We start from the raw sequence: 22,897 nt of genomic DNA, 5'->3' as shown, positions 1-22,897 counted from the left end.
CATTTTTGGCGAAAACATTGGCAGGGCGATGATTTAGTAGGGGCTGCCATCCTTATGATTAAACAGCCACTGGCCGTCCGCTTGCAGCGCCACCTCAAGATCATCATCGGGATAACTCACTGTGTCGCCTGATGCGCGATCCCCCACCTCCAGAATCACACAGTCGGACTCAGTGCGATTCTCAAGATGGTGCGGCGTCACGCCTGCCGCAAACCCGGCCACCATACCGGGTCGCAGCCTGGTTTCACCCTCATGGGTGAATAGCGTGGGTTCGCCCTCAAGGACGTAGATGAACTCGTCCTGCCGGGAATGGCAATGATGCAGCGCGGATACCGCGCCCGGTGACAGTCGAGTCAGGTTTACACCAAAGTTCTTGATGCCGAAAATATCGCCCAGCGGATGTTTGATCCTGCCCGACATAAGCGAGGCGAACGGTTCAGGGTAGCTGCTCGGCTTGGCCCGTTTCGAAGCGTCAGCCGCCATAATGGCAGTTGGACTTTTTATGGATGACATCAACCTCTCCCCCGGTTTCACGTTCTGATTGCCTGAGCCAATAAATCCAGCGGCTCAATATGGCTCAAGAAGCTCCTCACTTGAAGCGTGATCGGATATCTAGGTGAATTGCGGACCAGAAACAAACAAGGGCCTACATGCGATATCGCGTGTAAGCCCTTGATTTTAAATGGTGCCCGAAGCCGGGGTCGAACCGGCACGTCCTTACGAACGAGGGATTTTAAGTCCCTTGCGTCTACCAATTTCGCCATTCGGGCGGTAGCGCGATGTGCAGGGAATATATACATCCCTACCCAGTGAAGCAAGTTTACTGGTCCCGTCAATGCGACAAAATATTGCGCGCGAAACCAATAAAAAAGCTCCGTAAATCATGGATCTACGGAGCTTGTTTATGATGGAGGCCGAGGTCGGAATCGAACCGGCGTAGGCGGATTTGCAATCCGCAGCATAACCATTTTGCTACTCGGCCCCAAACGTACAACGTCGATACAGCTGACATTGAACGCATACACACATGAGCTGAAAACTTGAATCTAATCTAGCTTCCAACCCTTTGAAATCTATAGGTTTTTTTACATTCCCACATCAGGAATGGACGCAATTCTGGACTTGTTCGAATAGCATGTCAATCGCTGGCAGAAAATAATTCCATACCCTGCTCTCTCGGGCTCTCGACAATCAGTTGATAAAGCAGCCATTTCGCGCGCTAGGCGCCGATCACATGTGCGAGGTTTTTCAACCGTCATAAACCCCTGAAACTAATGCGAATTACTGTCCCAGAACCAGCTCCAGAACCCAGGCAACTGAACAGGCTCAGAACTGTCCCTGACGGTGCGCGCCATGACGGCATGCTGCAACGCTGATCGATCATCGTAAAAAGGCTTGGCTGCGGTTGTCAGACCCGTCTCGCGCGCACTGTCGATCAGTATCTGCAGGTATTCCTGCGCGTGCCGAGCGGTGTAGCGATTGAGGTCGTGAAACGTCACTACCACCGGAATAGCGCCATCGACCGCTGGCAACTCACCTGCTGCAATCCGCTCGCGTACTTCGGACAACTGCCTCAGCATGCTGGACCGTCTGCGCAGGCTGAAATTGTAGCCCCATATCTTGCCGTCATTCGCGCTCAGATCGGTCAGCAACACATGCATGCCATGCTGCTGGTAAGCGGCGAAGGTGCGCTTATCGTAGTTCCAGAATGGCGGGCGCACCAACACGGGTGGTGCACCGGTGATCGCAGCGATGTCTGCACTGCCTTCCGTTAGCGACTGTTCCAGCTCTTCCGGGCTGAGAGAACGATGATTGGTATGCCCCGGCGTAGCGGTATGGAAGCCCAGCACGTGACCTTCGTCATATTCACGGTGCATGATTTTTCGGCCCAATTCACTGCCGCCCGCCCGTGCCGCACGGGTCTGCACAAAAAATACTGCCTTGATGCCCGGCTGCACTGGATTGTGGGCAAGATCGTCGAGAACGGAGAGCGTCGGATTAAAAAAACTGGACGCACTTGGCCCGTCATCAAAGGTCAGCAAAAAACGGACAGGGGCTTGTGCGTGCAAACGCTGCTCAGTCTGTGGCGTCATTGCGATCGGGGCGCTGATACAACCAAGGAGGCCGACAGCGATAGCAAGCGCTGATAAAACGGTGACGATGTGCTTCATGCTTCTACCTTAGAGCGTCCCACGCCAGTGAAGACTGTCGGGCGAAGACAGATGGCGGTAAGTTATTCAAAGCCCATTAAATGACTGGCATCCCGGCGCATTCGCTCGGAAAGTCAAACGTGTCGTTCCTTGCCTGTAGATTCGCTACTATATTTGCTCCGCGCTTCTTTTCTGCGGTTTTCTTCATTCTGGAGCTCGAATGTCTAGTCAAAAGGACATCGCCGCCGAAAGCGGCGCACCGATGATCCCTGAGCAGCGCCGTGAGCTCATGCTACGGCAGTTACGCAAGCATCAGGTGCTGAGTGTTCATCAATTGATGGAAATGTTCGACTGTTCGCACATGACCATACGCCGCGATATCGCGCTGCTCGAACAGGAAGGACGTGCTTACTCGGTCACGGGTGGCGTGCGGATCGCCAGCCAGTTGCACAGCGAGCCTAGCCATCAACTCAAAGCGGTCGTCGAATTGCCGCAGAAGCAGGCGATGGCAAAACTGGCCGCACGGTTACTGCACCCCGACATGACGATTTACTTGGATGCCGGAACCAGCACTCTGGAAATCGTACCTTTTATCAAGGCGCTGTCCGGCATGACCGTGGTGACCAACGACTTCGGGATTGTCCTGGCGTTGATGGATGCGCTCCATGTCACCGTCATTCATACCGGCGGACAGCTGGATCATTCCAACCATTCATGCGTAGGCGGTTTGGCGGTGGCCACGTTGCGCCAGATCGTCACCGATATCGCCTTCATATCGACCAGTTCGTGGGATCTTCGTCGCGGCCTCACAACGCCTTCGGCGCTGAAGGTCGAGGTCAAGCAAGTCGCGATGCAATCGGCCTCGCAAGTGGTGCTGGTGGCCAGCAGCTCGAAGTACGGCACGTTCAGCATGTACAAAATTGCCGGGATCGAGCAGTTCGACATTGTCATCAGTGACGACGCGCTGACCCCTGCCGCAGCCGACAGCATCCGCAAACAGGGGGTTGAACTGCTGCTGCCTTCTGATGACAGCGTGTAAGGCTTTGCGCGTTAGCGAGCGTTCCAGTCCCGCAGCCACTGCAAACCGACTGACGTGTTGCCGCGCGGCCTGTATTCGCACCCTACCCAACCGTCATAGCCCAACTTATCGATCAACTCGAACAGATAGGGATAGTTAACCTCTCCCAGATCCGGCTCGTGCCGGTCCGGCACGCCCGCGATCTGGATATGGCCAATACCGTTAAAATCCCGTCGCAATTTGCTGGCCAAATCGCCTTCGACAATCTGGCAGTGGTAACAGTCGAACTGAACCTTCAGGTTACTGGCGCCCACTTCCTTGCAGATGGCTTGCGCCTGATCCTGTCGGTTAAGGAAAAAGCGTGGCATGTCTCGGGTGTTAATGGGCTCCAGCAACACCGTGACCCCGACTTTGACCGCCTGGGCGGTCGCGTAGGCCAGGTTTTCCAGGTAAATGGCGTGATGCCGAGCCCGGTCATTCTCGGAGGGCAGCAGGCCAGCCATGACATGAATTTGTGAGTTACCCAGCACCGCGGCGTATTCCAGCGCCCGATCAAAACCACTGCGAAATTCGCTTTCACGGCCCGGCAACGACACCGTGCCCCGCTCGCCGGCCCCCCAATCGCCGGGCGGCGCATTAAACAGCGCCTGCACCAGGCCGTTGTCGCTCAAGCGCTGCTTGAGTTCCTGAGCGCTGTAATCGTAGGGAAACAGATACTCCACCGCTTCGAAACCATCGGCGGCTGCAGCGGCGAAGCGATCCAGAAACTCATGTTCCGGGTAGAGCATACTGAGGTTGGCAGCAAAACGAGGCATGGTAGCTCCTTGGATAGAGGGTTAGACAAAAGGCCAGATCAGCAAGGTAATGCAGAAACCCAGCGTACCGAGCAATGTGGTCAATACGGTCCAGGTACGCAGGCCGTCGGCCACACTCAACCCAGCCAGTTTGGTGAAAATCCAGTAGCCGGCATCATTGATATGGGACATTGCCAACCCGCCACCGCCCATGGCCAGGCACAGCAGAGCCATGTGGTTCGGGGTCAGATTGAGGGTCGCAATCAGTGGGCTGATGATACCAGCAGTGGTCACCAGGGCCACCGTGGTCGACCCCTGGACCGCGCGCAACAGCATGGTCAGTAGAAAGCCCAGAGCGAGCACCGGCAGACCGGTGGTGCGTAACATATCGGAGACCACTGCGCCGATGCCGGTATCCACCAGCACCTTGCCGAATACACCGCCAGCACCGGCAATCAAGATCACCATCGCTACACCGGGCAACGCCGAGCCGATCACGTCGGACACCTGAGTGCGGCTCCAGCCACGACGCGATCCCAGCAGCCAGGCACACAACAAAGTGTCCAGCAGCAGCGCCACCAGCGGCGCGCCAAGCACAGTCATGATCCCGCGCAGGGTCGACTCGGGCGGGAGCAACGAAGTCGATAGCGTACCCAGCAAAATCAAAATAATCGGCAGCAAGATCAGACTGACAATCAAACCGAAACCTGGTGGTGGAGCTGGTGGCAGTTTGGAAACAATGCTGTTGGTGGATTCTTCAAGGCCCATGTGGGACGCGGCCACAGCGGCGCGTTCAATGCTCTTGCCGTTGCCATTGGACCAAGCAGCCAGATCCTCGTTGGTGACATGCGGACCATACACTTCGGCACGAATATCATCGGTCATTGGGTACACCCGACGGGTCATGCGCCCCGCTACGCGATAACCGATGTAGCACAGCAGCGCAGTCATTGGCAGGCCGAACATCAGCACCCGACCCAAATCGGCGCCCAACTGGCTGGCAGCGGCAACTGCGCCTGGATGTGGCGGCAGGAAGGCATGGACGGTCAGCAAGGCCGCACACATCGGCAGCGCAAACACCAGCAGCGGTTTACGCGCAGTGCGGGCAACGCCATAGGCCAGTGGCATCAAGATGATTACGCCGACTTCAAAGAACACCGGCACCCCGACCATAAACCCGGCAACCGTCAGCGCCAGGGGCGTACGTCGATTACCGAAGCGCGTGATCAGGGTCTTGGCCAACGCCTCGGCACCGCCGGAAAGCTCAATGATCCGCCCAATCATCGCGCCCAAGGCAATGATGATCGCGATATGGCCCAGGGTCTTGCCCATACCGCCTTCGATGGTAGCGACCAGATCGGCCGGCTTCACTCCGGCCACCAACGCCACCAGAATGCTCACCAGCATCAACGCCACGAAGGGTTGGAACTTGTACTTGAGCACAAGGAATAACAACAGCGCTATCCCTAGTCCGGCGGTCATCATCAGGAATAGCGGGCTCATTTCAGAAGCCCCCCACGCCGGGTGAACGAAACGGTTCTGCCACTGAATCTGAAAATGCCGCAGTGAAGGTTAGTCATGCTTGGATTTCCTATTGTTATTGTTTTGTCAGGCCAGCCGGAGCCCTCGAGGCTCGTTGCGAGTCCCCGGGACAGGGCCTGCTTTATCGATCTACCGTGTTAAATCTGCGTTCTACCAGTGCACACCAAAAATCTCTCGCAGCTCATCCAGCGCAGCCCGGTCCAGCGGATCAGGCTTGGGATTGCTCATCAACCAGAGCCGGGCAGTTTCCTCAAGCTCTTCCAGGGCATAGCTTGCGCGGGATACCGAACTCTCCCAGAGCACAGGACCCAGCCTTTCGAGCATTACGCCACGAACGCTATTGGCCAACTGCGCGACCTGCTCTGCGACTTTCGGCGAGCCCGGTCGCTGGTAGCCAATCAAGGGGATGTGCCCGACTTTCATGACCTGATATGGCGTCAAGGGCGGCAAAATGTCGTCTGGATGCCAGACACCCGCCAGCGTCAACGCCACCAAATGGGTGGAGTGGGTATGCACCACGCCACCGACGCCCGGGTTGCGGTCGTAGACCTGGCGATGCAGCGCGAGAGTCTTTGAAGGTTTGTCTCCGGACACCCATTCGCCAGCCAGATTGACCTTGGCGATGGTCGCTGGATCGAGGCGCCCAAGACAGGCATCCGTCGGCGTTATCAACCAGCCATCCTCCAGGCGGGCGCTGATATTGCCTGCGCTGCCGACGGTGTAACCGCGCTGATAAAGGCTACGGCCAACCTCGCAGATTTCTTCGCGCAATGCGTTTTCCTTGCTCATTGCGCGCCTCCCGCCAGTTGCGTCAAGGCTTTGCTGAAGAAATCCCGGCTGCCGAAGTTGCCCGATTTGAGTGCCAGGGCCAGTGGTTCATCCGTGTTGCTGACAGTCGCCGGCACACCCGGATCAATCTGCGCGCCTATCTGCAGCAACTGCACACCCAGCGCCTGAACCACGGCACCCGAGGTTTCTCCCCCTGCGATCACAAAGCGGCGCACGCCACTCTGGCGCAAACCCTGCGCAATTTCACCGAAACTGTTCTCAACCAGACTGCCAGACTGCTCGACACCCAGTTGGTGCTGCACCACTTTGACCTCTTCCGGCGAACTGGTGGCGTAGATCAATACCGTCTGCTCGTTGTTCCGGGCGAAGGCCAATGCCTGGGACACTACGGGTTCGCCAGCTGCCAAAGCCAATGGGTCAATCCGCAGGGCTGGCCGACCGGCTTCGAGCCAGGCTGCCACTTGACCATTGGTGGCCACGGAGGCGCTACCGGCCAATACCACTTCACCGCCCAACACCGCCGGCAGCTTCGAGGCGTCAAAGTCACGCAGTTTGCCGGCGCGGCGGAAGTTCTCGGGCAAGCCCAACGCCAATCCCGAACCGCCAGTCAACAACGGCAGATCGGCGCAGGCGGCACCCAGGGTGTACAAATCCTTATCCGACAAGGCATCGGCGATTGCCATGCCGATACCTTGGGCCCGCAATTCGGCGATGCGCGCACGCACCTGGTCGACCCCTTGAGAGACAGTGTCGTAGCGCAACAGGCCGACATTCAGGCCGGTCTGCGATTGCAGAACCCGAACCAGATTGGCATCGGTCATCGGCGTCAACGGGTGATGCTGCATGCCGGACTCGCTGAGCAACTGATCCTGTACAAACAAATGACCGCGAAAAACGGTCCGACCATTTTCCGGGAACGCCGGACAGGCCAGGGTAAAGTCGCTGTCCAGCGCGGCCAGCAGCGCTTCGCTGACTTGGCCGATATTGCCGGCTGCGGTGGAGTCGAACGTCGAGCAGTACTTGAAGAAAATCTGCTCGCAGCCTTGCTCACGTAACCACGCCAGCGCCGCAAGGGATTGCTCGACCGCTTCGGAGACGGGAATGGTGCGTGATTTCAGGGCAATGACGATCGCATCGGCGTCTAGCCCGGTAGTGACGTCAGCACTCGGAATACCGATGCTTTGTACGGTGCGCATACCGCCGCGTACCAGCATGTTGGCAAGGTCCGTGGCACCCGTGAAGTCGTCGGCGATACAGCCCAGCAATGGCCGTGCAGTGAATGTGTTCATGGTGCATTCCTCAAACAGGCTCAGGCTTGGCTGTCGGCAGCTCGATACCCGGGAATATCTTGATCACCGCCGAGTCGTCCTCACGACCAAAGCCCGCACTGGAAGCCTGCATGAACATCTGGTGAGCAGTGGCCGACAGCGGCAGCGGGAATTTGCTGGCCCGCGCGGTATCCAGCACCAGGCCCAGGTCCTTGACGAAAATATCCACCGCCGACAACGGCGTGTAGTCGGCCTTGAGAATGTGCGGCACGCGGTTTTCGAACATCCAGGAGTTGCCAGCGCTGTGGGTGATCACTTCGTAAAGTGCGTCGGCATCGACCCCTTCACGCAAGCCCAACGCCATGGCTTCGGCAGAGGCCGCGATATGCACCCCGGCAAGGAGCTGGTTGATGATCTTGACCTTCGAGCCCAAACCATGAACGTCACCCAGGCGATAGACTTTGCCGGCCATGCCCTGAAGAATCGCTTCGGCCTTGGCATAGGCATCCGCCGGGCCCGAGGTCATCATGGTCATCTCACCCGCAGCAGCCTTGGCCGCCCCACCGGAGATCGGTGCATCCAGATACAGCAGGCCCTTCTCAGTCAGGCGCTGTCCCAAATCCACGGCATAGGTCGGCGCCACGGTGGCACAGCCGATCACCAGACTGCCAGGACGCAGCGCGGCCACGGCCCCTCCTTCTCCAAACAATACTGCCTCGGTCTGGTCAGCGTTCACCACAACGGTAATGATCACGTCACACTCAGCGGCCATGTGAGATGGCGAAGAGCAGGCTACGCCGCCCTCGCTGGCAAACTGCTCCGTCACTGAAGCGCGCACATCACAGGCATGCACATTGAAACCGCTACGCAACAACGAACGAGCAATGCCCAGGCCCATCGCGCCCAAACCAACCACACCGACATTTTTGTTATTCATGGGGTACTCCAAAGGGAAACAGCGGCTTATTCCGCGCCAGTAAGGCGCAGACGGCAGGCCACGTTGTAGAGATTATTCAGGGCATTGAGGGCGTAAGCGTTGCCCGCGATGCTGTCGCTCAACGCGTGAATAGGGTCCTTGTCGAACATCGAGGCAATCCTGTTTTGTCTTGTTTTCAGGTTGTCGTAAAGGCTGGTCAGATAATCTATCAATGATCTGATTATGTGAAGTTATTTTTTAAAATAACATTTTTTAACACTCTGGCCTGAAATGCAGATGCGTGAGTATTGGTTCCGCACTGCACTCAACGCATCTGGAGTGAGGCATCCCTGCCAAAGAGTTGATTGATGTGTGGAAGCGCGCCCAGACGTATCCTCAGACTCAACACCTTGAAATCGCGCTGGCACAAGAGGCCTGTGGACAGCTACCGGCGTCCGATTGTGCTGGCCCGGTCCACCTGCCGCCGGCGCTGCGCCAGCTCGGAAGTTGATTGCGGAATAGCCATGGACTGGGGCGTTTGGCGCTGACCCAGTATGCGAGCCAGTGTGGCCCGGACGGTGGCCTCATCATTGTCGAAGTCGCCATGATGCCGCGCCTGGGAGGCACTTTGATTACCCTTTGGCAGGTCATTGGGCGCACGCACCCAATCAGCGTTTGCTCCCGACTGGAACAGCCCGCTGAGTGCCGGATCGCTTCGAATGAAACTCTCCATGCCCAAAATCGGCTCACCATCGGGACGAATGAGTGGGATGCGGACCTGATCCTCGAAGGCATCGGACACCAGGTAGAGGAGAGACTTGTTGTAGACATGCGCGCAATTGTCATCGCGTTCGGCCTGGTCCGTCAGGGTAAACAGGCCGAACTGCCCAATGCGCTTATCACGGATGGGTTCCAGGTACGTCTCTTGGAACAGCTTCACAGTGCAGGCTGGCGCCCACAGGTGACAACTGGCAACCGTTGCTCCAAGTCCGTCCACCTTGCTACCTGCCATCGGACCACTATTCATGGCACCCTTTGACACTAGGTATTGCACCAGCGGCGCGAGGAAAATGCTCCCGGCACTGTGTCCCACCAGATGGATGTCTACGCCCTGTTTCGCAAGCACCGCGAGCCCCTCGGCTACCACCCGTGCACCACCCTCGGCACTAACGGTGGCAAGCAGCGCGTTTTTCTTCATTTCATCCCACTCGGATTTGCCAGTCAGCAGGCGCGCAATGGGTTCCAGAGCATCGTCCAAACGATCGAGCATGAAGTCCTTTGTTGCGTCCAGGACGCCTTCGGGGCGCCGGCGCCGGGCTGCGTCAGCCAGCATGTTGCTCAGGGTGGTCCAATAGTCGGTTTTCCAGATAAATGCCAGTGGATAGCACTCTGCATCAAGCAGGGTCTGTCGATAGCCCGCGACCGTTTCAATCGCGCTGGCCTGGCTGACGAGCCCGCCGTGGGCATAGACGACGATGCGCTTTTTGTTCCACTTCTCGGTGATTCGTGGAAAGTCCACGTCGAGAATTTCGCGCACACTGCCGAGCGTGGTGCCAATGTCGCCGCGAGGGTCGAGCGCGCCATCATTGCCGATGCTGATGACATGCGGCCGAATTTCCCTGAGCGTCTCACTGGAAGACACCGCCGCAGTACCGATTGTCGGGCTGGCAATACGCGCCACCGCTGTCACGTTGATGGGGGCGCCAAGCCGCGCTACCCAGACATCCAACCCGTTAGTGAGCCAGTCGTCATAACGCACGCGACCGAACCCTCCGAGGCCCCAAGCCTCCCCCCAGGAGTTCTGAACCCAGAAGCCGTCCTGGTCATACGCCACGATCGCGAAGGCATGGCCACCGAGGATATCCGATGACGGCTGGATATAGCCGTCAGCACTGACCTCGCTCCATCCGGCATGTACAGTGGCGCTAGCATACAACACGCCGACCTCGGCGATTGCAGCGTGCATGGCCACGATATCCGTATGATTGACACGGAAATATGCGCCCAGCGGACGTAATGCCGCCTCTTGCGCAAGTTTTTCGGTCAGCGCCGGCACCTTGCTTTTGGACTGCCATTGCGCTGCCGTACAAACGCCGTGCTTGTACCAACCCTTCATTGCGCCACGGCAACTTGAACCTTCGTAGTCCACACCGGCCCACTCATCGTAGCGACGGGCCAGGTCGTAGAACATCTGTGGGCTCACCTGAGTCTGGTCAGATTGGTACTTACGGGTACGAAAGAGATAGTGCGCAACTGTCGCAAGACCGTATCCGGTACAGGCGCCCTCACGCCCTTGGTCCAGAATCGGTACACCTGCCTTCTGGTAGTCGCTGAGTTCCCTTCGTATCGGAACCTCCACCAAGGTGGGGACATACATGCTGTCTCGGAAGTCCAGCCCGTCAGGCCTGACATTCAACACGCGCACCTGAGCCGCTCCGGAAGTGCGAGCAGATGAGGTTTACTTTGGAGTGGCTTTACCGACGTCGCTTTTCTGTACCTTCTTTGTCGCCTTTTTTTGTGCAGCGTCAGTGGCTGGTGCTTCAGCGGCACTGCTGACCTCTTTGCCTTTGGATCGACCTGTTCTAGATGCCATTTCGAGTGCTCCTTTGCCGCATTTGCGACTGGCACTACTGACGCTTTTGCGCCCCCCAGCCATGTGGGAAATCGTCGAGGTGTGATATCTCGACGAAGCATAGCCAATGCGGTGGCGGGCCGCCTTTAGCGGACAGCTTGAACTCAATTGATGGTCTGATTCCTGCCCCTTTAAACCACTCAAAAAGCAACAAGTCAGAGGCTCTACTTAACCGTTCGGGCAACACACCTTTCTGATTTCAACGCTTAATGTTATGCGTCCATCGCGAGCGTCGCGCTGATCGAAAACAACTCGATTCAACGCTTGACCTCCATTGCCCGCGCAAGATGTTCACCGAAGCCTTTGAAGCGTACGCTGCGCGAGCAGCTATGCTTTTTTCAGCAATTCAAAGCGCGATTGCCCTTACTTCAACGCATCAGTGCTGCTCACCTGGGGGGCCACGGCTTTATGAGCGATTCTAATTCTTCGCCCCCCCTCCCGGAATCGGGGCGGATTGCACTGCGAGTGAAGGCGGGCGATCAGGCCGGTTGGGGTCGCTGGATCCCGGGGCTCAACACGCTGCGCGGATACCAAATAGCCTGGTTGCGGCACGACATCATGGCCGGACTGGTGCTGACCACAATGCTGGTGCCTGTCGGCATCGCCTACGCGCAAGCTTCAGGCCTCCCCGGCATCTATGGCCTGTACGCGACCATCGTCCCGCTACTCGCTTACGCGTTGTTCGGGCCTAGTCGGATACTCGTGCTGGGCCCAGACTCCTCATTGGTTGCAGTCATCCTCGCCGTCATCCTGCCACTCTCCGGCGGCGACCCACAGCGTGCGGTCGTCCTTGCGGGGATGATGGCAATCGTGTCGGGAACGGTATGCATCCTGGCCGGGGTAGCGCGTCTTGGCTTCGTCACCGAGCTTCTTTCCAAACCAATCCGCTACGGGTATATGAACGGAATAGCCCTGACCGTATTGATCAGCCAACTGCCCAAACTCTTTGGCTTTTCGATCGAAACCGACGGCCCGCTGAGAAACCTGTGGGCCATCGCCACAGAGGTGGTGGAGGGAAAGACCAACTGGACCACGTTCATGGTCGGTGCGGTCACACTGGCAGTAATCCTGCTGCTCAAGGGCAACCAGCGCCTGCCTGGCATTCTGATCGCCGTGGCAGGGGCGACCGTTGTCGTTGGCGTGCTGGGCCTTGACGCGCGCGCTGGCGTGCTGACCCTTGGCTCCCTTCCGCAAGGCCTGCCTGCGTTCGCCATCCCCTGGATCAAAACCACCGATATCGTCCCCGTCCTGATCGGCGGTTGCGCCGTCGCCCTCATTTCGTTCGCCGACACCAGCGTACTCTCGCGTGTCTATGCGGCGCGGACCCGCACCTATGTCGACCCGAACCAGGAAATGGTGGGGCTTGGCATCGCGAACCTGGCCGCAGGACTCTTTCAGGGCCTTCCCATCTCCAGCAGTTCGTCACGTACGCCTGTGGCCGAGGCGGCAGGCGCGAGATCCCAGCTGACCGGCGTCGTCGGCGCGCTTGCCGTGGCCTTGCTGCTGGTGATGGCGCCAGACATGCTGCAGCATCTACCCACCAGCGCATTGGCTGCTGTGGTAATTGCATCGGCCATTGGCTTGATCGAGATCAGCGACCTGCAGCGAATTTATCGCATCCAGCGCTGGGAGTTCTGGCTGTCAATTGTCTGTACGGTTGGCGTGGCCGTGTTCGGCGCGATTCAGGGCATTGGCCTTGCGATCGTGATTGCCGTCATCGAATTCCTGTGGGATGGCTGGCGTCCGTATTCAGCGGTTCTTGGACGCGTCAAGGGCGTTCAGGGCTACCATGACCTCAAGCGCTATCCAGGCGCACGCCTGATCCCAGGGCTGGTTCTGTTTCGCTGGGACGCCCCCTTATTTTTCGCCAATGCCGAGCTGTTCCAGGATCGAGTGCTGGATGCGGTGGCTGCCTCCCCTACTCCCGTGTATTGGTTGGTCGTTGCGGCGGAGCCGGTCACCAGTGTGGACGTGACGTCTGCCGACATGCTGGCTGAATTGATCGAAACCCTGCACGCTGCTGAAATCGAGTTGTGCGTTGCTGAAATGAAAGACCCGGTCAAGGACAAGCTCAAGCGTTTTGGGCTGTTCGCACGGCTTGGCGAGCACGCGTTTTTTCCGACTGTAGGTGCCGCCGTGAGCAGCTATCTGTTGACTCATCCGGTGGACTGGGACGATGAAAATCGCTGAGCGACGAGGCAATCCTGAAACGTAGCCTTCCGGTGATCACCTCTGGCGAATGTGATCTGCGTCGGAACCGGTGCACGGATGGTTTAGTGACCTCAACTGCACTCAATTTATTGGTTTTACCAACGTTGCCCCTGCATTTTGTACGCTTTAAAAACTCGCCGTGGAGTTTCGCTGCCGTGGTACCGGCTTCATAATGGTTGCGCAGCCAATCGGGAAGATATGCACCTTGGTTGCTTCATCACCGGCACTCTACAGGCAGCCTACGAATGATGACGTCCTTGGTCTCATCGGTCATCGAGTTCCTGACGGCGCATCCGCATGTCGCCTACTTGGCGGTGTTTCTTCTGGCGCTTTCCGAATCAGTCCCTATTATCGGTGCCGTCGTTCCAGGCACAGCCGTGATCCTTGCGCTCAGTGCCTTGGTGCCGAGTGGCGTGTTATTGCTCTGGCCATTGCTGGTCGCCGCCAGTTTAGGCGCCATAGCAGGCGATGGTCTTTCCTTCTGGCTCGGGCATCGATACCAGCGCGAGATTCTTGGTTTCTGGCCGTTGAACCGGCATCCTGAACTGATTGAACGCAGCGAGGCATTTTTTACGCGTCACGGCGCCAAAAGTGTGTTTCTAGCGCGCTTCGTTCCGGGCGTCCGCGCCTTCATTCCACTCCTCGCAGGCATGATGGGAATGGCGGTCAGTCGGTTCTATGCCGTCAATGTTGCCTCGGCGCTCGCTTGGGCTCCGTCGCATATTCTGTCCGGTGTGCTCCTCGGTGCAACGTTCAGTATTCTCGGTGCAGCCGCAAAGCCGCTCTCGATCCTGCTGGTCGTTCTACTCGCAATGGGCTGGGCGCTCCTGCATATCGTACGTTTTACGGTGCGTCGCGGCGTCCCTTTCTTCATCGACGCACTAGGGCGGCTGCAGCGCTGGGCTGGCACTCACGACACCCGACTGAGCCGCAGTCTCACCCATTTACTTGATCCTTCACGACCCGAAGCACGGACTCTCGCGTTGTCGGCTGTATTTCTCGTCGGAGCAGCCTGGCTCTTCCTTGGCATCCTTGAGGATGTCGTCACCGGTGACCCCTTGCTGCTCGCAGACAGCGCGATATACCACGCTCTTCAGGATCTTCGTACAGTGCCAGGCGATGCGGTGATGATCGCTGTTACAGAGCTCGGAGACACCAAGGTTGTGATAGCGGTCACGATTGTTGTGTTGCTGTGGCTGATGTGGCAACGCGCCTGGCGTACAGCAGCCTATTGGCTGGTTGCGATTGCCGGCGCTTCGGTTCTTAACACTGTCATAAAAGTTGCGCTGCATCGAACTCGACCCGGTGAGCTTCTCTACTCTGGATGGAGCACATTTTCCTTCCCCAGTGGCCATAGCACGGTCAATGTCGTGCTCTACGGTTTCCTCGCATTTCTCATCGCGCGCGAGGTCCGCCCGGCATGGGGTCTCGTGGTTGCTCTCGGCGCGGCAACCCTGGTGTTTCTGATTGCATTCTCACGCCTCTACCTTGGTGCGCATTGGCTTTCCGACGTGCTCGGGGGACTGGCATTCGGATCCGCGTGGCTCGCGCTGCTCGGACTGTCCTACCTGCGACGCCAAGCCAGGCGCCTTGAGCCAAGAAGCCTACTCGCGGCCGGATGTTCAGCTCTGATTCTTACCGGAGGACTCAATATCTATAACAGTCATGCGACCGACAGCGACCGCTACGCCGTCAAGGTGGGAACTCCGTATATGGCTGCCACCGATTGGTGGGCGTCGGGTTGGCAGCAACTGCCGGCACGGCGTATCGATCTCACTGGCGAGACGAATGAGCCGCTGACGTTCCAGTGGGCCGGAGGCCTGAAGGATTTGCAAGATGCCCTGCAGCGCAACGGATGGTTTAATTCGGCGGACTGGACACCGGTGGATGCCCTGAACTGGCTTACCGCCCCAGCCGACCCAACAGGCCTTCCGGTTATTCCACTTTTCGCGAGTGGCCGCCTCCCCAGCCTGACGCTCGTTCGACCAAATAGTGATGGAGCACTTACCCGTTCACGCCTCGTGCTTCGAATGTGGGTCGTCGATTTCGAACTCACGAACGGACGTACCGTACCGCTCTGGATGGGTTCAGTTGTGGAGGAGCGTTTCTATCATCCACTATCCCTCATCACGTTGACGTCGACACAGTCCGATGTGAATGCACCGCGCAACACGCTAGCCGCCGCTCTTGACGGAGGGCGACTTATCCCCCGGAGCGAAGGAGCCGCAGATTCAGATTGGGATGGGCAGGTCCTGTTAGCGCGCCACGGTGAGAAACAGAAAACGATGTCCGACTGAGCGTGACTGTCAGGGTATATCTGCACCCGGCCGCCTCCCGAGCGACATGCACGGTAGCTGTACTCGCAGGGGCGTTAAATCGTACTACTGGAGCATGGTCCGTGCTCGGGCGCTGGTCATGCACTATGGTCAGCCACTCTCCAGCCTGCGGGGAGTCACTGACAGTGACGCCAACGGTATTACAAGCGGACGACAAGGGAACTATCCATAAGGAGATAGCTCTTTTGGGATATGGCACCAGTACCACGTTGGAAAATGACACGTGGAAAGGTCTTAAAGCTCCAATCCGATCATCTGGCATCTCTGCGCCCAGCGGACGATGAAGTCGTTGAGATGCTCCTTGAGGGTGATCTGGCTAACTGATTCAATCCAGTCGCCCGCCAATAGCTTACGCATGCGTACACATGGCTTGTTTATTTTCGTATGCGTAATACACTGGGATTAGTAATTTATCTCTCAGGAGAGTCCTCATGGTCACGGCAAGCCACGCCCATAGCGCTACACATGACATTGACAGCCCAGAGGCCGGGCGGGTCGCGCTGAAGTTTTTTTTCGGTCTCATGGAACACTGGAACTGCTCAGTCGATCAGCAGCGTGCATTGCTGGGGTCGATCAGCACCACGACCTTTTACAAATACCGACGCATTCCAAGCGTGCGGCTGCCGCACGATACGCTGGAGCGCATCTCTTACCTGATGGGCATTCACAAGGCGCTCAGCATCATATTCAGCAATAACCGCGACCGCGTGTATGCCTGGGTCAACAGTCCGAACACGGCTGCCCCCTTCAACGGTCAGACGGCGCTGAAATACATGCTGGCCGGTCGTGTGGTCGATATTGCAGATGTTCGCCGTTATCTGGATGGGGTCCGCGGATAATGGCTGAGAAGTTGGAGATACCCGTGTGGGACAGTGCTTACCGTGTGATCAGCAGTTCGTTCCCGCCGATCACCCTCTTCGAAGACATCCTGGATCCTGCTGAGCTGCAAATGTCGTATGCACTGGAGTCTCTGACCAATGACCGACTGGCCGAGGAAGTGGGCCTTATCAGCCGGGTAGCCCCTGAAGACCGAGTATCCGGACACGGTTCAACGCCTGTTATGGCCGCGTTCACGCATATTGGAAAGATCAGTCGGTTCACCGATGGAACGTTCGGTATCTACTACGCGGCCAGCAGCCAAAGAGCAGCCATCGCCGAGACCAGCTTCCACCAGGAACGATTCCTCGCTGCGACCAATGAACCGGATGTCGAGCTGACCATGCGCACCTACGTGAACAAGGTCGTCAAGCCGATGCACGATATTCGCGCAGGCTTTGCTCACCTGCATGACCCTGATCCTGCCAACTATAGCCCCGCACAAGCATTTGCCAAAAAGCTCCGTGAGGAGAAATCATGGGGGCTCCTGTACAACAGCGTTCGCGCCAATGGGCATGAGTGCATAGCCGCTTTCCGCCCTCCAGCGGTATCCATACCGGTGCAGGGCAAACACATCCGCTACGTTTGGGAAGCCAGAAGTCAAAAAATCGGGTACTTCTTCGAAATTACTCAGTTGTGATAGCCGCTTTGAGACCGGGGTGTCTATACCGCGCTTCGAACATCGACCTTTGATTCGTATGTTGAGAACGCCGCGCGGCAGCCATGATCTACCCTCCTCTCGCCCTCTCCTCCTTTATAAATTGCCAATCATCTCGGTGCGATGGCCGCATCTACCAACACCTGCGCTTCTGCCACCAGACGCTTGAGGTGGTCTTCACCGATAAAGCTCTCAGCGTAGATCTTGTAAATGTCTTCCGTGCCCGAAGGACGTGCTGCGAACCAGCCGTTCTCGGTCATGACCTTCAAGCCGCCAATGGCCTGATCGTTGCCTGGTGCATGGCTGAGAATGCTCTGGATCGTTTCACCGGCCAACTCTGTGGATTTAACCTGATCGGGCGACAACTTGCTCAGCAGCGCTTTTTGCTCAGGGTTAGCCTTGGCTTCCACGCGAGTGGAGAACGGTTCGCCCAGTTCCCGGGTCAGGTCCTGATAGATTTCGCTAGGGTCGCGGCCTTTACGGGCGGTGATCTCGGCGGCGAGCAATGCCGGGATCAGGCCGTCCTTGTCGGTGGTCCAGACACTGCCGTCCCGACGCAGGAATGAGGCGCCAGCACTTTCTTCGCCCCCAAAACCCAGGGAGCCATCGAACAGGCCATCGGCGAACCATTTGAAGCCCACTGGCACTTCATACAGGCGTCGGCCCAGGCGTTTGGCCACGCGATCAATCATGCCGCTGCTGACCACGGTTTTACCAATGGCGGCATCGGCACGCCAATGGGGACGGTTCTGAAACAGGTAATCGATGGACACCGCCAGATAATTGTTCGGTGCCAGCAGCCCACCCGTTGGGGTGACGATGCCGTGACGGTCGTGATCCGGGTCGCAAGCGAATGCGACTTGAAAGCGATCCTTAAGGCCGATCAACCCCTGCATGGCGAAGTTTGAAGACGGGTCCATCCGAATGCGACCGTCCCAATCCACGCACATGAAGCGGAACGTCGGGTCGACGTGCTGATTGACCACTTCCAGGTTCAGACCGTAATGCTCGCCGATCGCCGACCAGTAATGCACCCCGGCTCCGCCCAGCGGGTCAACGCCCAGACGTAGATTTGCGTCGCGAATAGCATCCATGTCGATGACGTTTTTCAAGTCAGCGACATACGTATTGAGGTAGTCATGGCGGTGGGTGGTGTCTGCACGCAAGGCCCTTTCATAGGTCATACGAGTGACGCCCAGCACCTTCTCAGCCAACAGCTCGTTAGCTTTTGCCTCGATCCATTTGGTGATGTGGGTATCTGCCGGGCCACCATTGGGCGGGTTATATTTAAAGCCACCACTTTCCGGCGGGTTGTGCGACGGGGTGATAACGATACCGTCGGCCAGGCCGGAAGTGCGGCCTCGGTTGTAGCAAATAATGGCGTGGGAAATCGCCGGCGTGGGTGTGTATTCGTCATTTTCGGCGATCATGACCTGCACGCCGTTAGCCGCCAGTACTTCCAGCGCGGTGACACTGGCCGGTGTCGACAAGGCATGGGTATCTGCGCCGAGGAACAACGGACCGTCAATGCCATTGACCTGACGGTACAGGCAGATAGCCTGACTGATGGCCAGAACATGCCATTCGTTGAAGCTCAGCTCAAAAGAACTGCCACGGTGACCCGACGTGCCAAACGAAACGCGCTGGGTGGAAACCGATGCGTCAGGTTGGCCGGTGTAATAGGCCGTTACCAGTCGCGGAAGATCAACCAAGAGTTCTGCTGGCGCTGGTTTGCCAGCAAATGGACTGAGACTCATACGAAACCTCCATGGAGGGAAGAAGACAAAAAAGAACAAGTTCTGTGTGCAACACCCCGACAGATGCAGGGGAGCTATGAGGCGGCAGTTTACTGGCAGTTTGACCGCTACGCTAAGCTATCTATCCGTCAGGCCTTGAACGTTTTACAGCTGCCACCAGGCAGGTAGCAAATTTTGCACCTTGCGCTCGGCGAAACGGTCGTCGATCAGCATCACTACCCCACGATCATCCTGACCTCGAATGACCCGGCCCGCAGCTTGTACGACTTTTTGTACGCCGGGATATAGATAGGTGTAGTCGTATCCGGCGCCGAACAGCGCAGCCATTCGTTGTTTGAGCTGCTCATTCACTGGATTCAATTGAGCCAGGCCCAGGGTGGCGATAAACGCACCGATCAATCGAGCGCCCGGCAAGTCGATGCCTTCGCCAAAAGCCCCACCCAACACGGCAAATCCGATGCCCTGGCTGCTCAAGGTGAACTGATCGAGAAACGCCTGCCGCTCGCTTTCAGTCATGCCGCGTGATTGCTGCCACAACGGAACCTGTGGATGCAGCTGATGCAGCAGCTCAGCGACCTGTTGTAGATAGTCGAAACTGCTGAAGAAGGCCAAGTAATTGCCGGGTTGCGCCTGAAATTGCGAGGCCATCAATTCGACGATAGGTGCCAGTGATGCCTGTCGATGGGTGAATCGGGTAGATATCTGACTGATGATGCGCACGTCCAGCTGTTCCCGGGAGAACGGCGACTCGATATCGACCCACGCGGTATTACCTGGCAGACCGAGCAGATCAGCGTAGTAACGGCGGGGATTCAAGGTCGCGGAAAACAGTACGGTGCTGCACGCTGCCGTCAGACGTGGGCGGACGAAGCCGGCTGGCACCACGTTGCGCAGGCTCAACCGCGACAGGCTGCGCTTTCCACCCCGTTCGCGCTTGTTGATATCGAACACAAAATGTTCATCAAACAACTCGGCGATCCGCGCGAACTGGATCGCTTCAAAGTAGAAACTCTGCAATGCGCCATCGACGGCGTGGGGATGCTCATTGAAATAGTCGCCAATCGCGGTCACACACACATTCAAGCTTTGCAAAAACCGCGCAGGTGTCACGGGATAGGCTTGATAATCGAGCACCTGATCCTTGTGCAACGCATTCCATTCGCGGTTGAGCCGTTGCAGGGACTTCTTCAGCGCCTCAGGTGCACCGTCGCGAAGGGTGTTCAGGTTCTGCTGGTCTAGGCTGGCGCTGTACATCTGCCGCGTGCGCTCGACCATGTTGTGCGCCTCGTCCACCAACACCGCCACGCGCCACTGGTTGAACTGGCTGAGGCCGAACAGCAAGGCGCTGAGATCGAAGTAATAGTTGTAATCAGCGATCACCACGTCGGCCCAGCGCGCCAGTTCCTGGCTCAAGTAATACGGGCAAACCTGATGTTGACGGGCGACTTCACGCACGCCGGCTTGATCGAGCCATGGTTTGTCCATTGCGGCGTTGCGTGCTGCCGGTAAACGATCATAGAAGCCCTTGGCCAGAGGGCAGGAGTCGCCGTTGCACGCTTTGTCAGGGTGTTCGCAGGCTTTTTCCCGGGCCACCATTTCCAGCACGCGCAGGGCCAGATCCGGTGCGCTGCGGCGAATGACACTCAAGGCGTCCAGTGCCAGCTTGCGCCCTGGGGTCTTGGCCGTGAGGAAGAACACTTTGTCGAGTTTTTGCCCAGGGACGGCCTTGAGCATTGGAAACAGTGTGCCCACCGTTTTGCCGATACCCGTCGGCGCTTGAGCCATCAGACAACAGCCGGTGCTGACCGCTTTATAAACCGACTCTGCCAGCGTTCGCTGGCCTGTGCGAAAACTCGGATGAGGGAACGCCAGCGCGCCCAAGGCCTGATTGCGGGCATGGGTGTGAGCCAGTTCCTGCTGGGCCCAGCGCAGAAAAATCGCACATTGCTCGTTGAAAAAAACGTGAAGCGCGTTTGCCGTATAGCGTTCGCGAAACAACGTTTCCTGCTCGCTGACGATATTGAAATAGACCAACGCCAGCGTGACTTCGCCCAGCTTCATCTGCTGACAGAGCAGCCAGCCATAGATTTTTGCTTGCGCCCAGTGCAATTGCCGGTGGTTCGCCGGCATCGCACTCAAGTCGCCTCGGTAGGTTTTTACTTCTTCAAGTTGGTTAAGTACCGGATCGTAACCGTCCGCCCTGCCCCGAACCTTGAGTTGCAGGTAGTCACCGCTGAGTGGGACTTCGGCTTGATAGGCCTCGCCGCGTCGGGCAACCACCGTGCGGTGTCCGGCCATGCCTTCCAGTGCCGTAGGCGTCGGGGTGAAACGCAAATCGAGGTCGCCCGCCTTGGCCGTGAATTCGCACAAGGCACGCACGGCCACCCCATAGCTGGAGTCATCAACGTTGGCGTTATGGATAGGATCGAGTGTCACTGGAGAGGAAAAGCCGTTTTAGCACCGGTACTGGATGGGCATACAGATACCAGCTATGGCCCGGCGCTGGCAAATACAATTGGATCAGTGGCCGGGCACGGACGGCTATGGGACTACAGCCTCTCCTGACGCAACAGGTCGTCCAGCGTGTTGAGCGCCGTGCCAATGTCCTGATTCCAATCGAAGGCGAAGCTGATCCGCAGGTTTTGCTGATGCAAGCCCTGCAGGCTGAATATTTCACCGGGCGCGATAAAAATCCGCCGCTTGAGCAGGCGGTCAAACACGCGGCGCATGTTCACCGGCCGAACGCATTCGGCCCAAATGGCAGCACCGCCTCCGGGCAGGTTAAAACGCAAGCTGGCCCCCGCACGCTCATGCAGCAGGCTGGCCAGGGTCAGCATGCGATCCTCCAACAGGCGCCGCAGTCCGGTGATGTGTTGATCGATGCGTCCAGAGCTGTAAAGCCGCGCAATGGCTTTTTGGCGAATGGGTGGCAGGCAGAAGGAGCGCACCAGAAAGTGCCGTTGCAACTCAGCACTGAAATGCTTGCACAGCAAATACCCATAAGGTGCTTCAGGTCCGATGATCTTGTCGAAGGCGGAAAACACTAACAAGCGCTCGGGGTTGATCCAGTCACGCAATCGGCCCACCGGCGGCTCGAAGCAGAGTTCGCCGAGGCTGTCGTTTTCCAGAACCCAAATGCCATTCAGGTTCAGTCGACGGGCGAGCTGTTGACGGTTTTCCAATTGCATCAAGCTGCCTTGTGTCGAACAAGGCACTGACGGCAGGACCGCCAGACCAATGTCCTCCTGAAGCATTGTTTGGTCGAACCAAGGCAGGTCCACGCAACCGCTATTGTCTAGTGGCATCTCGATCACGCGGATATCGAACGATTGCAGCAAGCGCAAGATAGTCCAGGAGCAAGGCGACTCCACCAGCACCGTACCGCCCCGAAGCCCCAGTGCATCAAGGACTATTTTCAGCACCCCACGCAAATCCGCCCCGACATAGACATTGTCAGGGTGCCAGCAATGCTGCGCACAGGAGGTGTAACGTGCGGCCAGCGCCGTGCGTAACTCCAGTACCCCAAAGGGCTGGAACTGCAGGTTGAGCTGACGCGGGTAATGACGAATCAGTTCGCGTTCGAGCATCAGCAATGGATTTTCGAGCGATGACAGCATCGTCGGCTCATCATCGCTGAGCACGAACATACCCGGACGACGAGCATTGGCGTAAAGCTTTTCCAGGAGGTCTTCGCCATGTTGTCCATTGGGACATGGCATCAGACAGGGCAACGCAAAATAGCCAGATTTGGGTACGGAGCGGATCCGGCCCTCTTTTTCCAGCAAGCAATAGGCGTACTGAACGGTCGATATGGACACCTTCAAACGCTTGGCCAGGTCGCGCAATGACGGTAATTTGGTCGTGGAACCGCTGTTAACCTCACCAATCAGCTGGTTGAGGTAGCAATACACGGCCTGATAAGCAAAGTTGGAAGCGCTGTTTTTCATAAG

At 57.6% G+C, this 22,897-nt stretch carries 17 protein-coding genes and 2 tRNA genes; 5 read left to right on the top strand and 14 right to left on the bottom strand.

Translation table 11 applies throughout. The features are described 5' to 3' along the window. Positions 1-33 precede the first annotated feature (33 nt). From RHM55_RS01815 to RHM55_RS01800, 4 genes are all read right to left on the bottom strand, one after another. A complete protein-coding gene (locus tag RHM55_RS01815; RefSeq protein ID WP_322179245.1) occupies positions 34-513 on the bottom strand; it encodes a cupin domain-containing protein in 480 nt (159 codons plus the stop codon). A 170-nt stretch (positions 514-683) separates the two neighbouring features. Then, a tRNA-Leu gene (locus RHM55_RS01810) sits at positions 684-770 on the bottom strand. Positions 771-908: 138 nt separating this feature from the next. Then, positions 909-982, bottom strand: a tRNA-Cys gene (locus tag RHM55_RS01805). A 289-nt stretch (positions 983-1,271) separates the two neighbouring features. Then, a complete protein-coding gene (locus tag RHM55_RS01800; protein WP_322179244.1) occupies positions 1,272-2,171 on the bottom strand; it encodes a polysaccharide deacetylase family protein in 900 nt (299 codons plus the stop codon). Between the two features lie 199 nt (positions 2,172-2,370). Here RHM55_RS01800 and RHM55_RS01795 point away from each other — a divergent pair, with 199 nt between their 5' ends. Continuing rightward, the gene (locus RHM55_RS01795) at positions 2,371-3,189 is read left to right on the top strand and encodes a DeoR/GlpR family DNA-binding transcription regulator (protein ID WP_322179243.1); all 819 of its coding nucleotides are present in this window, start codon (positions 2,371-2,373) and stop codon (positions 3,187-3,189) included. Between the two features lie 11 nt (positions 3,190-3,200). Here the strand turns inward: RHM55_RS01795 and otnI are convergent, their stop codons facing one another. The 7 genes from otnI to RHM55_RS01760 all read right to left on the bottom strand — a co-directional run bounded on the left by otnI (position 3,201) and on the right by RHM55_RS01760 (position 10,902). Further along, complete coding sequence (gene otnI, locus RHM55_RS01790) at positions 3,201-3,983, bottom strand: 2-oxo-tetronate isomerase (RefSeq protein WP_322179242.1); 783 nt, start codon at positions 3,981-3,983, stop codon at positions 3,201-3,203. Between the two features lie 21 nt (positions 3,984-4,004). After that, positions 4,005-5,465 (bottom strand): SLC13 family permease, encoded by a 1,461-nt coding sequence (locus tag RHM55_RS01785; protein ID WP_322179241.1) that lies wholly within the window; start codon positions 5,463-5,465, stop codon positions 4,005-4,007. A gap of 189 nt (positions 5,466-5,654) precedes the next feature. Then, positions 5,655-6,293 carry an aldolase gene (locus RHM55_RS01780; protein WP_322179240.1) on the bottom strand — a complete coding sequence of 213 codons (639 nt, stop codon included), beginning with the start codon at positions 6,291-6,293 and terminating at the stop codon, positions 5,655-5,657. After that, on the bottom strand, positions 6,290-7,582 hold the full coding sequence (otnK, locus tag RHM55_RS01775) for a 3-oxo-tetronate kinase (protein WP_322179239.1): 1,293 nt from the start codon (positions 7,580-7,582) through the stop codon (positions 6,290-6,292). Before otnK ends, RHM55_RS01780 begins: the two co-directional genes overlap by 4 nt. Positions 7,583-7,592: 10 nt before the next feature. After that, on the bottom strand, positions 7,593-8,498 hold the full coding sequence (gene ltnD / locus RHM55_RS01770) for an L-threonate dehydrogenase (RefSeq protein WP_322179238.1): 906 nt from the start codon (positions 8,496-8,498) through the stop codon (positions 7,593-7,595). A 26-nt stretch (positions 8,499-8,524) separates the two neighbouring features. Beyond that, positions 8,525-8,647 carry a hypothetical protein gene (locus tag RHM55_RS01765; RefSeq protein WP_322179237.1) on the bottom strand — a complete coding sequence of 41 codons (123 nt, stop codon included), beginning with the start codon at positions 8,645-8,647 and terminating at the stop codon, positions 8,525-8,527. A gap of 275 nt (positions 8,648-8,922) precedes the next feature. Then, positions 8,923-10,902 (bottom strand): C1 family peptidase, encoded by a 1,980-nt coding sequence (locus tag RHM55_RS01760; RefSeq protein ID WP_322179236.1) that lies wholly within the window; start codon positions 10,900-10,902, stop codon positions 8,923-8,925. A gap of 615 nt (positions 10,903-11,517) precedes the next feature. Here RHM55_RS01760 and RHM55_RS01755 point away from each other — a divergent pair. The 4 genes from RHM55_RS01755 to RHM55_RS01740 all read left to right on the top strand — a co-directional run bounded on the left by RHM55_RS01755 (position 11,518) and on the right by RHM55_RS01740 (position 17,172). Beyond that, entirely contained in the window at positions 11,518-13,299 is a 1,782-nt protein-coding gene (locus RHM55_RS01755; RefSeq protein WP_322179235.1) for a SulP family inorganic anion transporter, read from the top strand. 266 nt (positions 13,300-13,565) lie between these two features. Further along, the gene (locus RHM55_RS01750; protein ID WP_322179234.1) at positions 13,566-15,617 is read left to right on the top strand and encodes a bifunctional DedA family/phosphatase PAP2 family protein; all 2,052 of its coding nucleotides are present in this window, start codon (positions 13,566-13,568) and stop codon (positions 15,615-15,617) included. A gap of 470 nt (positions 15,618-16,087) precedes the next feature. Continuing rightward, entirely contained in the window at positions 16,088-16,495 is a 408-nt protein-coding gene (locus RHM55_RS01745) for an MbcA/ParS/Xre antitoxin family protein (RefSeq protein ID WP_322179233.1), read from the top strand. Beyond that, positions 16,495-17,172, top strand: a complete 678-nt coding sequence (locus RHM55_RS01740; RefSeq protein ID WP_322179232.1) for an RES family NAD+ phosphorylase — start codon at positions 16,495-16,497, stop codon at positions 17,170-17,172. The genes RHM55_RS01745 and RHM55_RS01740 overlap by 1 nt, the downstream gene beginning before the upstream one ends. Before the next feature lie 128 nt (positions 17,173-17,300). Here RHM55_RS01740 and pgm read toward each other — a convergent pair whose 3' ends face one another. The 3 genes from pgm to RHM55_RS01725 form a co-directional block, all read right to left on the bottom strand. Continuing rightward, the gene (gene pgm / locus RHM55_RS01735; RefSeq protein WP_322179231.1) at positions 17,301-18,947 is read right to left on the bottom strand and encodes a phosphoglucomutase (alpha-D-glucose-1,6-bisphosphate-dependent); all 1,647 of its coding nucleotides are present in this window, start codon (positions 18,945-18,947) and stop codon (positions 17,301-17,303) included. Between the two features lie 144 nt (positions 18,948-19,091). After that, positions 19,092-21,383, bottom strand: a complete 2,292-nt coding sequence (locus tag RHM55_RS01730; protein ID WP_322179230.1) for an ATP-dependent DNA helicase — start codon at positions 21,381-21,383, stop codon at positions 19,092-19,094. A gap of 113 nt (positions 21,384-21,496) precedes the next feature. Next, positions 21,497-22,894: a PLP-dependent aminotransferase family protein gene (locus tag RHM55_RS01725; protein WP_322179229.1), complete on the bottom strand. Its 1,398-nt coding sequence runs from the start codon at positions 22,892-22,894 to the stop codon at positions 21,497-21,499. Between the last annotated feature and the right edge of the window lie 3 nt (positions 22,895-22,897).

It is taken from the genome of Pseudomonas sp. MH9.2 (genome assembly GCF_034353875.1).
Taxonomy (GTDB): Bacteria; Pseudomonadota; Gammaproteobacteria; order Pseudomonadales; family Pseudomonadaceae; genus Aquipseudomonas.
The sequence above is the reverse complement of the archived record's forward strand: the minus strand, read 5'-3'. Positions and strand labels throughout refer to the sequence as shown.